The following is a 14,714-nucleotide window of genomic DNA, read 5'->3' as shown; positions in this document are numbered from 1 at the left end:
TCGTGGACGGTTTCGCGGCAGTCGACTTCGGGTTCGCGCGCGAAGTGCTCCAGCGTGGCATCGCCGTCCTCTACATCGTCGCGTTCGTCTCGTCGTGGAACCAGTTCCCGGCGCTCCTCGGTGAGAAGGGGCTGCTGCCGGCGCCTCAGCTCCTGACGTACGTGAAGTCGAACGCGCGGGCACGGCGACTGCTGAAGCCGACCCTGTTCCGCTTCGTGCCGTACACCGACGGCCGCCTGCGCGCACTGTGCGCATCGGGGGTCGTCATCGCCGCGGCGCTGGCCCTCGGCATCCCCCAGCTCGGTCCGGCCTGGGTGCCGATGCTGTGCTTCCTCGTCATCTATCTCGGCTACATGTCGATCGTCTCGATCGGGCAGACGTTCTACGGCTTCGGCTGGGAGATGCTGCTGCTCGAGGCAGGATTCCTCGCGGCATTCCTCGGCGGCCGCGACGAGGCGCCGCCGACCGTGGTGATCGTCCTGTTCTGGTGGCTCGTCTTCCGGCTGGAGTTCGGCGCCGGCATGATCAAGATCCGCGGCGGCCGCGAGTGGCGCGACCTCACCGCGCTCACCTACCACCACGAGACGCAGCCGATGCCCGGACCGCTCAGCCGGCAGGCGCACCTGCTGCCGCGGTGGTTCCACAAGGGCGAGGTGCTCGGCAACCACTTCGCGCAGCTCGTGGTGCCGTGGTTCCTGTTCGCGCCGATCCTCGGGCTGTTCGTGCCGGGCCCGTGGCCCGCGCTCGTCGGCGACGTCGCCGCAGCCATCATCATCGCCACCCAGCTGTGGCTCATCGTCACGGGCAACTTCGCGTGGCTGAACTGGACGACGGTCGTGCTGGGGTTCTCAGCGGTGTCGGCGCCCGCGCCGTTCTTCCAGTCCACGGCGGCACTGCCGATCTGGTGGATCGTCGTCACCTCCGTGGTCTTCGTGGGCTATGTGGTCATCAGCTGGTGGCCCGCGCGGAACCTGCTGTCACGACGGCAGCTCATGAACGCCAGCTTCAACCGCTGGCAGCTCGGCAACGCGTACGGGGCCTTCGGCACGGTCACGAAGGAGCGGGTCGAGATCGTCGTCGAGGGGACGCTCGACAGCGATCCGGATGCCGCCACCTGGGTCGAGTACGAGTTCAAGGGCAAGCCCGGGGATGTGCGGCGCCTCCCGCCGCAGGTCGCGCCCTACCACCTGCGGCTCGACTGGCTCATGTGGTTCCTGCCGCTCGGCGGATGGCGGCGGCTCGACGAGCCGTGGTTCGAGGCGTTCCTGGGCGCCCTGCTGGCCGCGGATGCGCCGACCCTCAAGCTGCTGGCGCGCGATCCGTTCCGGGGCGAGCGGCCCCAGTTGATACGCGCGGTGGCGTATCGCTACCGCTTCACGACGCACGCGGAGTACCGCCGCGACCACGTGCGCTGGGATCGCACGCGGCTCGGGACGGTGGTGGGACCGGCGCGCCTGCGCTGACCTCACGGACTGCTCGGGGTCGATGGCAGGATCAGGAGGCCCACTGCGAGGCGGCCCAGGTGATCTGAGCCAGGTGCCCCTGCCCGGTGATCGACGGGTGGAAGTAGTCGCGCGTCGAGATGTCCGAGGTCGTGAACGGGTAGTTGTAGACCGCGTTGCCGTCGAAGCGGCAATTGGCGACCGCGGCGCACTCGGCGGCGAGTGCGCCGTTGTAGGCGACGACCTGCGCCTCGACGGCATTGCGGCGCGCGACGTCGGCGGCCGCCGTGCTCGTCGGGTTCGCGAGCATCGACTTGCACGTGCCGAACAGCGCCCACCAGAAGCGCGCGGTCGGGTTGTTCTTGCTGAGGTTGTACATGCGCAGCAGGCTCGGGACGCTGGCGACGAAGATCTGCGGGTGCGCCGCACTGTTCGCGAGCGTCGCGAGGGCGTTGTGGATGTTGGCCTGGTAGGTCGCCGTCGGTGTCATGCCGGCGACCGTCGAGGTGCACGCGTCGTTCGCGCCCATCTCGATCGTGACGTACTGCGCGCCCTGGCTGACGGCTGCGGCGGCCTGGCCGGCAAGCTGCGCGGACGCCTTGCCCGACACCGCGTCGTTGTAGGACACGAGGCTCGTCGCGCCCAGCGCCTTCAGTCGGAGGGCGTGCGAGTTCACCGAGGTCGTGGTGCCGGTCGACCAGCTGTTGGCCGGACAGGACGTGAGCGCGCTGCACGTCATGGACGCCTGCGTGATGGAGTCGCCGAGCGCAACCATCCTCGCGGGGAGCGGTGGAGCGGCCGACGCGGCGGAGGCCGTGAACAGCGTCCCGGCCACGAGGGCTGCGGCGGCGGTGAGCGAAGCGACGACTCGCGATATGCGCATGATGACTCCCCAGTGAGCGATGCGAACTGGGCCGAAGAATACACCCGTGTATCGGGGCGGCGACAGAGGGCGGCGCCCCGCCGCGCCGCCGGATCAGCCGGGGACGGCGGCGCCCTGCAGGATGCGGCTCGGCCCCTGCGGCGTCGCCTCGACCTGCAGCTGCGCCGGGACCTGCTCTTTCATCGTCTCGACATGGCTGATGATGCCGACCGTCCGGCCGCCCTGGCGCAGCTCGTCGAGGGTTCTCATCGCGAGGTCGAGCGTCTCGGTGTCGAGCGACCCGAAGCCCTCGTCGATGAAGAGCGTGTCGAGGCGGATGCCGCCGGCATTCGCCGTGACGGCCTCCGCGAGTCCGAGCGCGAGCGCGAGCGAGGCGAGGAACGTCTCGCCTCCCGACAGCGACTGCGGCGACCGGGCATGACCGGTGAACGAGTCCATGACCTCGAGTCCGAGGCCCGAGGCGGTGCGCCGGCGCGCGAGCGCGTCGGTGTGCTGGAGGCGGTACCGCCCGGCGGACATCTCGGCGAGCCGCAGGTTGGCCCGCTCGACGATCTCCTCGAGCTCCGCAGCCAGCACGAACGTCTCGAGCGTCATGAGGTGCGTGTTCGGCGGACGCCCCGCGACCGTGTGTGCCAGCCGCTGCACGACGGCGTGCCGCTCCGCGAGGTCGGCCGTCGCCGCGTGTGCGGCATCCGCGCGCTGCACCAGGTCGGCGAGCGCAGCTGCGGTCTGCTTCGCCTCGGCGGACGCCGCAACGGCGAGATCCCACGTCTCTCGCGCATCGGCCGCCGCCTGCGCCGACGCCGTCCCGTCGAGCCCGGAGCCGTCGTCGTCGGCCAGGTCGAGCTCGAGCTGCAGCAGCCGCTCCTTCTCGGACGCGAGGGCGATCTCGTGCGCGCGGATGCGGGCGGCCAGGGCATCTCGCGATGCCTCGTCGCGCAGCGCCGCCTGCACGGCGGCGACCCGCTCCCCCGCGTCGGCACCGGAGTCGGCGAAGACGGATGCGTCGATCCGCCCGTCGCGCTCGCGGATTGCGCCGTCCAGCTCGGCGGTCGCAAGCGCCCGCCCATCGAGCGCGGCCACCAGGGCGCGAGCCGCATCCCGCTCCGCCGTCGCCGCAGCGATGCGCTCCGACACGCTCGCGGCGTCGCCGCGGGCGTCTGCCACCGTCCGCTCGGCCTGCTCCGCACGGGAGCGCGCGGCCGCGGCCTGCGCCGTCGCCTCCGTAAGCAGCTGTGACGCCTCGACCCGCTCCGCCTCCGCCGCGGCGTCGCGGGCGAGGAGGTCGGTGCGCTCGGCGGTCACGGCATCGCGCAGGTCGCGCGCCGCCACAGCCGCCTCGAGCGCCGCGAGCTGCTCGGCCCGACGCAGCTCGAGAGCGGCGGCCGTCTCGCCGCCGGCACGCGCCGAGGCCTCGGCGTGGGCTGCTCTCGCCTCGCGCGCCGCCGCGGCAGCGCGGCTTTCGACGTGGGCCGCGGCATCCTTCGCCTCCTCGGCGGCGGCAAGCTCGGCGTCGGTGACCGGTTCGGCACCGGCGTCCGGACGGGCGGGTCGTGGATGCTCGGGCGATCCGCACACAGCGCACGGCTCGCCGTCGACGAGAGCATCGGCGAGCTCGGCCGCGTGCCCCGCGAGCCGGCGCCGCATGAGCGCCGTGAGTGCCGAGGCCGCGCTCTGGGTCGCCTCGATCCGCGTCGCGTACGACGACTCGGCCGCGTGCAGTGCGGTCGCGAGCGTCTCCGCCTCCCGCGCCGCGGTGAGCCGCGCCTCGAGCTCGGCGACGGCGGCCGCGGCAGGCGCGACTCCCGCCGCCCTCTCGACGAGCTCGGCGAGGCGGCCGTCGAGCTGCGCGAGGCGTGCCGGTACCGCGGCGCGGCGCTCGTCGATCGCCGCGATGAGCGTCCTTCCGGCAGCGACCGCCTCGGCTGTCACACGTGCGGCTGCGCGGATGTCGTCGAGTTCGCGCTCCACCGCCTGTGCGACGTCCCACACGGCGATCCGTCCGGTCAGCATGTCGGCGTGTGCGCGGAGCTCGGCGGTGTGGGCGGGGTCCGGCCCGTCAGCCTGGGACGGCGCCGCTGTCTCCCAGGCGCGGGACGCCTCTTCCAGCGTCGCCTGGGCGGCGGTGTGTGCGCGATCCGCCCGAGCGACGGCGGCGAGGACGTCGCGCAGCTCCTCGGCGCGGGCGGCGCGGTCGAGCACGGAGCGGTCCGCCGCGATCGCCGGCGCCTGCTCCTCCAGCGCGGCGAGCGCGGCGCGCGACCGGTCGCGGGCAGCCCGCGACTGCAGACGCAGCTGCAGAGCGGCATGCGCCGCCGACGCTCGCTCGAACGCCGCACGTGCGGCATCCCGAGCGTGTGCGGCCGACTCGGCGCGGTAGGCCGCGCGCGCCACCGCCCGCAACGCGAGGTCGAGGCGATCGGCCGGATCGGCGGCGGGAGCCTCGTCGGCGTCCGCAGACGGATCACCCAGACCGCGCTCGGCGACGAGCCGGTCGACCTGATCGAGGAGGATGCCCACGAGCGCGCCGCCCTCCCCGAGCTCGCGCTCGGCGGCTCGGCGGCGATCCTCGAGGGCCTGCTGGTACTGCTCGTAGCGACGCGTGCCGAAGAGCGTCCGCAGCAGCGTCTGCCGCTCGTCGTTCTTGGCCAGGAGGAACTGCTGGAACCGCCCCTGCGCCAGGAGGATGACCTGCAGGAACTGGTCGCGCGTGAGCCCGAGGATCTCGTCCAGCGCGAGGCCGACCTCGCGCGGGCCGGAGGCCCGCGTCATCCACTCCCCGTCGTGCCATTCGTCGAGGCGGGCACGCTGACCCTCGGTCGTGACGCCCTCGCCGCGGCGCTTCGGCCGCTGGTACTCCGGCGACCGTGCCACGCGCCAGCGCCCGCTCGAGACCTCGAACTCGAGCACGACCTCACTCGGGTCGTCCGGGTCGCAGTGGTCGCTGCGCAGCCGCTTGTCGCCGTCGGCGTAGCGCGGGACCGAGCCGTACAGGGCGAAGCACACGCCGTCCAGCACGCTGGACTTGCCGGCACCCGTGCGGCCGGTGAGCAGGAACAGCCCGTCGTCGGCGAACGCGTCGAAGTCGACGGTCTGCCGCTCGCGGAAGGGACCGAACCCCTCGAGCTCGACACGGTGCAGCTTCACGCCGACGCCTCTGCGATCACGCGTTCGTCGATGATCTCGCGGATGAGGTCGCACTCGGCATCCGTCGCCCCCTCGCCCTCGCGGACGTGCTCGAGGAATGCCTCGACCAGCTCGGCGTCGCTGCGCGCGCGGCTCACCCGCTCGGCGTACGAGGTGCGACCGTCGGACGCGCGGGCGGGCGGCGTGTGTGCCACGGTCGCGCAGAACGGGAAGCGCTTCTGAAGCGCTCGCATGGGCTCGAGGCGCGGCGTCGCGTCCGTGTACTCCGCGGCGACCCACGCATTCTCGTACTCGGCGTAGACCGGGTCGGAGAGCAGCGCGTCGAAGGTGTCGTGCAGCGTCTTCAGCGGCCGCGGGACCGGCAGCGCGAGCCACTCCGCGCCCGCGAGGCCCGCGGCATCCATCGTCACGAGCCACGAGCCGCGCGGCTTGGACTGCTCGCCGAAGCTGTAGTGCAGCGGCGCCCCCGCATACCGGACGCGCTCGGACACCTGCTGCCGCCCGTGGATGTGCCCGAGGGCGACGTAGTCCGGCCCGTCGAAGACGCTGAGGGGCACGACATCCAGCGTCCCCTGGCGGATCTCGCGCTCGACGCCCGGCGTCGCCTCCACCCCCGCGGCGAAGCAGTGCGCGATCGCCACCGAGCGGCCCGGGCGCGACGCGAGATCGGCGCGCACGAGCACCATCGCGTGGGTCATCGTCTGCGCCTGCGAGCGCAGATCGGCGTCCGGCCACACACCGCGGACGATCGCCGGCTCGAGATACGGGATGCCGTAGAACCTCACCGGGCCGTCGGCATCGGCGATCTCGATCGCCTGCCCCACGGCGCGCGGGTCGGTGAGGACGTGGATGCCGTCTCGCAGCAGCTTCGCCTGGAACCCCAGCCGCGCGGCCGAGTCGTGGTTGCCGCTGGTCACGATGACGTGCGCGCCGGCATCCCGCAGAGCCGCGAGCGTGTCGGTCAGCAGGGTGTAGCACGCGGGCGCCGGGGCGGCGGAGTCGAAGACATCGCCCGCCACCACCACGACGTCGACATCGTGCTCGCGCACCTGGGCGATCAGCGCCTCGAGCACGCCGCGCAGCGCATCGAGCGTCGCGTGACCGTGGAAGGTCCGCCCGATGTGCCAGTCGCCGGTATGCAGGATCCGCATGTGATCCACGGTATGCGCGGTGTCCGACATCGCCCCGGCGACAGGCGGGGAACCGCGGGAGCGCTACGCCTGGGCGGGCGCCGGACGCGGCGCGTAGCGGCCCGAGCGCTCCGCGCGGGCGCGGGCCTTCGCCGCCTCCTCGTCGCGGTTCTTCGGCGGCGCGGCGGCCACGAGGTCCTCGAGCAGGTGGTGGGTCGCGTGGGCGATCTCGGCCACGGCGTGGTCGAAAGCCGCCTGGTTGGCCTTGGACGGCTTGGTGGTCCCGGCGATCTTGCGGACGTACTGCAGAGCCGCCGCGTGGACTTCGTCATCGGTCGCGGCCGGCTCGAAGTTGTGGAGGGTGTGGATGTTGCGGCACATGGTCCGAGGCTACGCTCGCGGCGGCCTGAAGGCCCCCTTGGAAGAACCTGGGAATGTCGGACCCCCCTCGTAGCTTGAGATACAGCAGATCACGCAGAATCCAGGGAGACATGATGTTCGAGCTGTACGGGGTCGACGTCCGATTCCACCGCGAGTCGGAGATCCGCGACCACGATATGCACATCGCCGAGCAGCGCGCGCTGCGCCTCGTGCCGGAGATCATCCGGCGCATGCACACGTGCGCCGGCGTCGTCCGCAGCACCCTGCGCGCAAGCGGAGGGGCGTGGGCACGGCCCATCGGCATCAACTCGGGGCGCGCGCGTCGCGCCGTGGCCTCGTAAGGCTGGGCGCCTACGCCGTCCGGCGTTCGTGCAGGATGCCCGCCCGCTCGGGGTGGGCCGCGAACCAATCGGAGACGTACCAGCAGACCGGGATGATCTCGCGGTCGCCCGCCTCCTCGAGGTGGGCGACCGCGCGCTCCACCAGCTCGCCGGCGTAGCCGTGTCCGCGGAAGGTCGGGACAGTGAAGGCGCGCGTCAAGGCGACGGTACGGCCATCGTCCTTGTAGTCCAGCACGCTGACCATGTCGTCGCCGTCGTGCAGCGTGTAGCGCGACGCATCCTTCTCGTCCGTGAATCGAAGCTCTGCCACGGTGTCAGGCTAACCCGGCGCCGACCGCCCGAGGGCCGTTCAGGCCGTGACCGCAGGTCCCAATGAGCGGGTGCGGATGAGCTCCGCGTACCAGTGGGCGCTGTCCTTCGGCCGCCGCTCGAGGGTGTCGAAGTCGACGCGCACGATGCCGAATCGCTTCGCATAGCCGTACCCCCACTCGAAGTTGTCGAGCAGCGACCACACGAAGTAGCCGCGCAGGTCGACTCCTGTCTCGAGCGCTGCGTGCGCCGCCGCGAAGTGGCGCCGCAGGTAGTCGACGCGCAGCACGTCGTGCACCTGCCCGTCGTCCGAGACGACGTCATCGAACGCCGCGCCGTTCTCCGTCACCATGAGGGTCTGCTCGGGGAACTGCTCCTTCAACGAGACCAGCAGCTCCGTCAGCGCCTCCGGCTCGATGTTCCAGCCCATCGCGGTGTACGGACCCGGCTGCTCGACGAACTCCACGATCTGCTCGCTGCCCGGCCACGCCGTCCCGCCGGCGACCTTGTGGCCGTCGGCCTGCTGCATCTCACCCGAGCCGTCCCAGAGCCGGACCGCCGTCGTCGAGTAGTAGTTCACGCCGAGCACGTCGAGCGGCTGGTGGATGTCGTGCAGGTCGCCGTCCTGGACGAAGCCCCAGTCCGTGACGGATGCCGTGTCCGCGATGAGGTCCGCGGGATACGCGCCGCGCAGCATCGGCCCCGTGAAGGCCCGGTTCGCCAGCGCGTCGATGCGGCGCACCGCATCCTCCGACCCCTCGCCGACCCCGCGCAGCACATGGAAGTTGAGGGTCACCGAGACGTCGGCCTCCGACACCGCGCGGAGCGCCTGCACCGCTCGGCCGTGCGCGAGGTTGAGGTGGTGCACCGCCGCGAGCGCTGAGGCAGGCTCGGTGCGTCCGGGCGCATGACCGCCCTGGCCGTAGCCGAGGTACGCCGAGCACCAGGGCTCGTTGAGCGTGCCCCACATCGCGACGCGATCGCCGAGGGCCTGCGCGGCGATCGTCGCATACTCGGCGAACGCCTCGACGGTGCCGCGGGAGGCCCAGCCGCCCTCGTCCTCCAGAGCCTGCGGGAGGTCCCAGTGGTAGAGCGTGGCGACCGGGGCGATGCCGCGTGCGAGCATTCCGTCGACGAGCCGGGAGTAGAAGTCGAGCCCCGCCTGGTTGACCGCACCGCGACCCGTGGGCATGATCCGCGGCCACGCGATCGAGAAGCGGTACGCCTGCAGGCCGAGGTCGGCCATGAGATCGAGGTCGCTCTCCCACCGGTGGTAGTGGTCGCAGGCGATGTCGCCGGTGTCGCCGTTCCACGTCTTGCCCGGCGTGTGCGAGAACGTGTCCCAGATCGACGGGCCGCGGCCGTCGGCCTGGGCGGCGCCCTCCACCTGGTACGCGGCCGTGGCCGATCCGAACAGGAACGATTCCGGGAACCTCACTCGGTGACCTCCGTGCGATCGATCTCGAACGTCTCGACGCGCCCGTCGGGAGTCGTGACCGCCACCGTAGCGAGGCCTGCGCCGCCGCGGAAGACCCGCATCCGGAGTCCGTCCAGGTAGTCGTAGTCGGGCCGGTCGTCTCTGGCACCCCACGGCAGCACCGCACCGGGCCGCACGTAGAGCGGCAGCGAGTCGAAGCCGTGGTTCTCGGTGCGCCACGCGCCCCCGGTCACGACCTCGCCGGTGAGCAGGTGCGTCCACTGCCCCGCGGGAAGGTAGAACGACACCTCTCCCGTGGCCGAGAAGACCGGCGCGACGAGCAGGTCGGGGCCGAGCATGTACTGCCGGTCGAGGTGCCCGGTAGCGGGGTCGTCGGGGAACTCCAGCACCATGGGGCGCATGAGCGGGATGCCGGTGCGGGATGCCTCGATCCCCTGCTGGTAGAGGTACGGCATGAGCCGCATCTTGAGGTGGGTGAAGACGCGTGTGACCTCCACGGCCTCCTCGTCGAACTGCCACGGGACGCGGTACGACTGCGAGCCGTGGAACCGGCTGTGGCTGGAGAGCAGGCCGAAGGCGGTCCAGCGCTTGTAGACGCCGGCATCCGGAGTGCCCTCGAAGCCCCCGATGTCGTGGCTCCAGTGGGCGAAGCCGCTGAGGGCGAGCGAGAGGCCGCCCCGCAGTGTCTCGGCCATGGACGGGAAGGTGGATGTCGAGTCCCCACCCCAGTGCACGGGCATCGTCTGGCCGCCCGTCGTGGCCGAGCGCGCGAACAGCACGGCGTCGCCCTCGCCCCGCGCCGTGACGAGCACGTCGTGGACGGCGCGGTTGTACAGCTGCGCGTAGAGGTTGTGCATGCGTGCCGGGTCGGAGCCGTCCGCCCACACGACGTCGGTCGGGATGCGCTCGCCGAAGTCCGTCTTGAAGCAGTCGACGCCCTGGTCGATGAGGGCCCGCAGGTGGGACTGGTACCACGCCGCCGCATCCGGGTTCGTGAAGTCGACGAGGCCCATGCCCGCCTGCCAGAGGTCCCACTGCCAGACCGAGCCGTCGGGGCGATGCACCAGGTATCCGAGCGACGCGGCCTCGGCGAACAGCGGCGAGCGCTGCGCGATGTACGGGTTGATCCAGACGCAGACCCGCAGGTCCTTCGCGTGCAGGCGCGCGAGCATGCCGTCGGGGTCGGGGAAGACCCGCGGGTCCCACTCGAAGTCGCACCAGTTGAACTCGCGCATCCAGAAGCAGTCGAAGTGGAAGACCGAGACCGGCAGGTCGCGGCGGGCCATCTCGTCGATGAACGACGTGACCGTCGCCTCGTCGTAGTCCGTCGTGAACGACGTCGAGAGCCACAGTCCGTACGACCACGCGGGGACGACAGGGGGTCGGCCGGTGAGCGCCGTGTAGCGCGTGAGCACGTCCTTCGGAGTCGGGCCGGCGATGACGAAGTACTCCAGCACCTCGCCCGGCACCGAGAACTGCACCCGCTCGACGGCCTCGGAGCCCACCTCGAAGGAGACGTGACCCGGGTCGTTCACGAGCACGCCGTACCCGCGCGACGAGAGGTAGAACGGAACGCTCTTGTACGCCTGCTCGCTCGAGGTTCCGCCGTCGGCGTTCCAGATCTCGATGCTCTGGCCGTTCTTCACAAGCGGGCCGAACCGCTCGCCGAGCCCGTAGATGAGCTCGCCGACGCCGAGATCGAGCTGCTCGTGGATGAACGCGGATTCCAGGGGGATCCCGTTGTCCGCGCGGTCGTTGCCGACCACGCCGTGGTCCACTGCGGCGGTGGGGTCGAGCCGCAGCCAGCCCGCCGCGCGCGACCCGCTGCCGGTGATCCGCTCGCCGGCGACCTCGAACGAGAGATCCCAGGGGGCGCCGTCCGCGATGCGCGCCGTGAGAGGCCCGGTGGTCAGCATCCCGCCCCCCTCGGTGAGCGATGCCGACCCCACAGGTCCCTGATCGGCCACCGCGAACCCGCCATGCCAGGCACGGCCCTCGTGGTGCGCGATGCGCACCCGCACGACGCCTTCGAGGGGCGACGAGAGGGTCACGGTCAGCACCGGACGATTGAGGGTGTCGCCGCGGCCGCGGATGACCGTGGTGGGCGCGGTCACGCGGAGAGTGCCATCCGTCGCCTCGACGTCGTGCGCCTCCTGCGCGTAGAGCGCCGTGACGCCGGGGCGGACCTGCCAGTATCCATCGGTGAACTTCATTACTTGACTGCTCCTGCGGTGATGCCGCGCGTGAGGGTGCGCTGGAAGATGAGGAAGAACAGCAGGGTCGGGATGACGCCGAGAAGCGCGGAGGCGCTCGTCGTCGTGACGTCCATCAGCCGGTCGCCCTGCAGCACGCTGATCGCGACGGGGACGGTCTGATTCGCGTTGGAGACCAGGAAGGTCAGCGGGATCAGGAACTCGTTCCACGTCCAGATGAAGAAGAAGATGAGGAGTACCGACAGCGTCGGGCGGCTGATCGGGAAGATCACGCGCCACAGCGTCTGCCACCGGGTCGCCCCGTCGATCGCCGCGGCCTCGAGCACCTCCTTCGGGAACGTGCCGTACACGCTCGAGAGCAGGTAGGTGCCGAAGGCGGCCTGGATGACGGTGAAGACGATGATGACCGACCACACGTTGTTGTACAGGCCGACCGCCTTGAACATGTAGTACAGCGGGTAGAGGAGCGCCTCCTGGGGAAGCAGGTTCGCCAGCAGGAAGAGCAGCACGACCCACGTGCGCCCGCGGACGCGGCCGATCCCGATGGCGAACGCGTTCAACACCGACAGCAGCACCGCGAAGACGGCGACGGCACCCGAGATGAACACCGAGTTCCACACCTTCTCGGGGAAGTTCACGCGATCCCAGAACTTCTGGATGCCGTCGAAGGAGAGGTGCGTGGGCGGGACGAGCGGGCCGCTCGACGCATACTCCGCCGGCGACTTGAACGAGTTGATCAGGATCAGGTAGAACGGCGCGACGATGACGATGCCGGCCGCGATCGCGAACAGCAGCATGAGCCAGTCGATCGCGCGGCGCTTGCCGCTCGCTCCGCCGGCGCGGGGCCGGCGCGTGCGACGGACCTTTGCCGGCGCGTCGACGCGGCTCGCGGGACGTTCCAGGGTGGCGGTGGCGGTCATCGCTGACCCTCCCTCTCCTTGCGTTCTGCGTGGTTCTGCGCAACGACGAACAGGATCGCGACGGCGGCGATCACGATCGTGAGCGCGGTGGCGATGGTCGCGCCGTAGCCGACCTGCTGCGCCTGGAAGAACTCGCTGTAGGCGTAGTACGCGGGCACGATCGTCGACGTGCCGGGGCCGCCGCGCGTCAGCACGTACACCGGGCCGAAGACCTTCAGCGCGGCGATCGTGCAGGTCAGGGCGACGACGAAGATCTCGGGACGGATGCTCGTCACGGTGATGGCCCGGAAGCGCTGCCACCAGTTCGCGCCGTCGAGCTCCGCGGCCTCGTAGAGCTCGGGGTCGACGCGCTGCAGCGCGGCCATGAAGACGACGATCGGGTAGCCGATCTGCACCCAGACCATGACGGCCATGATCGAGGGGAGCGCCGTCTGCGGGTTGCCCAGCCAATCGTGGGCGAGGAAGCCGAGCCCGATGTTCTCGAGGATCGTGTTGAGCGCGCCGTCCTCCGGGCGGAGGATCCACCCGATGACGATGCCGGCGATCGCCGCCGGCAGCAGCTGGGGCAGGTAGTACGTCGCGCGCAGGAAGCTGGCCGTGCGGCCCCCGAACTTGCGCCCCACGAGGTCGAACAGCAGCGCGGCGAGGATCAACCCGATGATGGTCGGGATGATCACCATCGCGACGATCATCCAGACGCTGTTCTGGAACGAGGTCCAGAACTTCTCGTCGGTGAGCAGGTGCTGCCAGTTCTTCAGGCCGATCCAGCGGGGCGGACGGATGCCGCGCCACATCGTGAAGGTCAGGTAGACGTTCCACACGAGTGGGACGACCACGATGAGCGTGAGCAGCACGAAGCCGGGCAGGAGGTACAGCCAGTAGCCGCGTGCCCCGCGGCGGCCGCGGTGCGGGATGAGCGGCTCGTCGGCGTCGCGGCGACCGCGCAGCGGGGAGAGACGGTCGTCTGCGGTTCGCGCCGGCCGCCGCGGGCGGCGCACGAAGGGGACGGTGGTCATGTCGGTTCCTTGCGTCGGTTCCTGGTGTCGTGTGGGCCGTCCGGGGCGGGGCGAGGAGCACCCGCCCCGGACGGGGTCGTCACTTCAGGGTGGAGACGTACGACTCGTACTCGTCGCCGAGCGACTTCTGCACCTGCGCGGGCGTCGAGGTGCCGTTCACGAGGTTCTGGAACTGCGCGACGAGGGTGTCGTAGAACGTCGGCGTGGGCCAGTCGGGGTAGAACGACAGCCCGTCCTGCTTGGTGATGTCGGTGAACGCGGAGATGAGCTCCTTGCTCTTGGCATCCGTGATGTCGGACTCCTTGGCCGCCACGGGGACGCCGCCGTTGTTGCCGATGATCGCCTGGATCTGGGGGCTCATCGTGATGTCGATGAACTTCTCAGCGAGGTCCTTGTTCTTCGAGTTCTCGGGGACGACCCAGAGGTTGCCCGACGAGCCGAGGCTGAGCTTGCCGCCCGGGAAGGGGAAGATGCCCCAGTCGTAGCCCTTGATCTCGTTGACGAAGCGGCCGTACCACCAGCTGCCCGAGACGAACATGGGGTACTTGCCCGCGATGAACGCCGTGCCCGCGTCTTCGGCCTTCATGCCGGCGACGTCCTTGGAGAGGTAGCCCTTCTGCTCGTACTCCTTGAGCGTCTGGGTGGCGTACGAGATCTCGTCGCCCTTCCAGTCGACGGGCTTCTTGTACAGCTGGTAGTCGTTCACGAAGGCGCGGTCCGCCTTGCTCAGAGCGAGCTGGTACCAGAGCTGGCCGAGCGGGTACTCGGCGCCGGCCTCGGCGAGCGGTGTGACGCCCTTCGCGACGAACGCGTCCATGACCTTGACGAAGTCGTCGTAGGTCTTGGGGACCTCGAGTCCCGCATCCTGGAACATCTTCTTGTTGTAGTAGACCGTGACGAACTCGCCGTAGTTCGGGACGCCGTACCAGTCGCCGGAGCCCATGATGCCGTTCTCGTCGTACTTCGCCGTGGTCTGCAGCGACGGGGCGAGCTTCTTGTCCCACCCGTACTTCTTCACGGCATCGTCGAGGTTGGCGAGCAGGCCCTGGCTGGCGAGGAGGCCCGCTGTGGCATTGCCCTTGTTGTACTCCAGGATGTCGGGCGCCTGGTCGGAGTTGAGCACCTGGCTCGCCGTGGAGCGGATCTGCTCGAAGCCCTTGGCCTCGAAGGCGACCTTCGCGCCGGTCTCCTGCTCGAAGGTCTTGATGGCCTGGTCCCAGGCCTTGCCCATGGCGCCGTCGGCACTCTCGTAGTGCCACAGCGTGAGCGTGCGGCCCTTGCCGCTCGTGGGAGATGCGTCGATCGCGCTCGCTCCGCCGGAGCATGCGGCCAGCGCGACCGCCGCGACCGCGAGTGTGGCTGCAGCAAGGATGCGCCGCTTCCTGGGGTGTTGCTGTGCCATCGTCGGCACTCCTTTCTTCTCCCGCCGGAGCGGGGTGATCGGGTGGGGATATGAAGTTGTCGAAGCGCTTCGATGAATAGCGTGGCGAAACG

12 protein-coding genes are annotated in these 14,714 nt (G+C 70.5%); 2 read left to right on the top strand and 10 right to left on the bottom strand.

The features are described from left to right. The first annotated feature begins 2 nt into the window (after positions 1-2). Positions 3-1,463: a lipase maturation factor family protein gene (locus AC0NZN_RS13810; protein WP_474592888.1), complete on the top strand. Its 1,461-nt coding sequence runs from the start codon at positions 3-5 to the stop codon at positions 1,461-1,463. 31 nt (positions 1,464-1,494) lie between these two features. On the opposite strand, the gene AC0NZN_RS13805 is transcribed toward AC0NZN_RS13810, so the two are convergent. From AC0NZN_RS13805 to AC0NZN_RS13790, 4 genes are all read right to left on the bottom strand, one after another. Then, entirely contained in the window at positions 1,495-2,325 is an 831-nt protein-coding gene (locus AC0NZN_RS13805) for an SGNH/GDSL hydrolase family protein (protein WP_474592887.1), read from the bottom strand. 93 nt (positions 2,326-2,418) lie between these two features. Beyond that, positions 2,419-5,472 (bottom strand): AAA family ATPase, encoded by a 3,054-nt coding sequence (locus tag AC0NZN_RS13800; protein ID WP_474592886.1) that lies wholly within the window; start codon positions 5,470-5,472, stop codon positions 2,419-2,421. Then, positions 5,469-6,623 carry an exonuclease SbcCD subunit D gene (locus AC0NZN_RS13795; protein ID WP_474592885.1) on the bottom strand — a complete coding sequence of 385 codons (1,155 nt, stop codon included), beginning with the start codon at positions 6,621-6,623 and terminating at the stop codon, positions 5,469-5,471. The genes AC0NZN_RS13800 and AC0NZN_RS13795 overlap by 4 nt, the downstream gene beginning before the upstream one ends. 63 nt (positions 6,624-6,686) lie before the next feature. Continuing rightward, the gene (locus tag AC0NZN_RS13790) at positions 6,687-6,983 is read right to left on the bottom strand and encodes a DUF2277 domain-containing protein (protein WP_474592884.1); all 297 of its coding nucleotides are present in this window, start codon (positions 6,981-6,983) and stop codon (positions 6,687-6,689) included. Positions 6,984-7,093: 110 nt separating this feature from the next. Here AC0NZN_RS13790 and AC0NZN_RS13785 point away from each other — a divergent pair, with 110 nt between their 5' ends. Further along, the gene (locus AC0NZN_RS13785; protein ID WP_474592883.1) at positions 7,094-7,324 is read left to right on the top strand and encodes a hypothetical protein; all 231 of its coding nucleotides are present in this window, start codon (positions 7,094-7,096) and stop codon (positions 7,322-7,324) included. 10 nt (positions 7,325-7,334) lie between these two features. On the opposite strand, the gene AC0NZN_RS13780 is transcribed toward AC0NZN_RS13785, so the two are convergent. The 6 genes from AC0NZN_RS13780 to AC0NZN_RS13755 form a co-directional block, all read right to left on the bottom strand. Then, entirely contained in the window at positions 7,335-7,634 is a 300-nt protein-coding gene (locus AC0NZN_RS13780; protein WP_474592882.1) for a GNAT family N-acetyltransferase, read from the bottom strand. 39 nt (positions 7,635-7,673) lie between these two features. Continuing rightward, positions 7,674-9,071 (bottom strand): GH1 family beta-glucosidase, encoded by a 1,398-nt coding sequence (locus tag AC0NZN_RS13775; protein WP_474592881.1) that lies wholly within the window; start codon positions 9,069-9,071, stop codon positions 7,674-7,676. Continuing rightward, a complete protein-coding gene (yicI, locus tag AC0NZN_RS13770) occupies positions 9,068-11,284 on the bottom strand; it encodes an alpha-xylosidase (RefSeq protein ID WP_474592880.1) in 2,217 nt (738 codons plus the stop codon). Before yicI ends, AC0NZN_RS13775 begins: the two co-directional genes overlap by 4 nt. Beyond that, the gene (locus tag AC0NZN_RS13765; protein ID WP_474592879.1) at positions 11,284-12,204 is read right to left on the bottom strand and encodes a carbohydrate ABC transporter permease; all 921 of its coding nucleotides are present in this window, start codon (positions 12,202-12,204) and stop codon (positions 11,284-11,286) included. Before AC0NZN_RS13765 ends, yicI begins: the two co-directional genes overlap by 1 nt. Next, positions 12,201-13,220, bottom strand: a complete 1,020-nt coding sequence (locus AC0NZN_RS13760; RefSeq protein ID WP_474592878.1) for a carbohydrate ABC transporter permease — start codon at positions 13,218-13,220, stop codon at positions 12,201-12,203. Before AC0NZN_RS13760 ends, AC0NZN_RS13765 begins: the two co-directional genes overlap by 4 nt. Positions 13,221-13,299: 79 nt before the next feature. Further along, the gene (locus AC0NZN_RS13755; RefSeq protein ID WP_474592877.1) at positions 13,300-14,622 is read right to left on the bottom strand and encodes an ABC transporter substrate-binding protein; all 1,323 of its coding nucleotides are present in this window, start codon (positions 14,620-14,622) and stop codon (positions 13,300-13,302) included. Positions 14,623-14,714 lie beyond the last annotated feature (92 nt).

The organism is Microbacterium sp. sgz311019, assembly GCF_056135325.1.
This window is presented reverse-complemented; position numbering and strand designations above follow the sequence as displayed.

Bases quoted from the DNA above. Each gene is read 5' to 3' on its own strand.
- AC0NZN_RS13805 (WP_474592887.1), bottom strand. From the start codon at position 2,325: ATGCGCATATCGCGAGTCGTCGCTTCGCTCACCGCCGCCGCAGCCCTC.
- AC0NZN_RS13795 (WP_474592885.1), bottom strand. From the start codon at position 6,623: ATGCGGATCCTGCATACCGGCGACTGGCACATCGGGCGGACCTTCCAC.
- AC0NZN_RS13790 (WP_474592884.1), bottom strand. From the start codon at position 6,983: ATGTGCCGCAACATCCACACCCTCCACAACTTCGAGCCGGCCGCGACC.
- AC0NZN_RS13785 (WP_474592883.1), top strand. From the start codon at position 7,094: ATGATGTTCGAGCTGTACGGGGTCGACGTCCGATTCCACCGCGAGTCG.
- yicI (WP_474592880.1), bottom strand. From the start codon at position 11,284: ATGAAGTTCACCGATGGATACTGGCAGGTCCGCCCCGGCGTCACGGCG.
- AC0NZN_RS13765 (WP_474592879.1), bottom strand. From the start codon at position 12,204: ATGACCGCCACCGCCACCCTGGAACGTCCCGCGAGCCGCGTCGACGCG.
- AC0NZN_RS13760 (WP_474592878.1), bottom strand. From the start codon at position 13,220: ATGACCACCGTCCCCTTCGTGCGCCGCCCGCGGCGGCCGGCGCGAACC.
- AC0NZN_RS13755 (WP_474592877.1), bottom strand. From the start codon at position 14,622: ATGGCACAGCAACACCCCAGGAAGCGGCGCATCCTTGCTGCAGCCACA.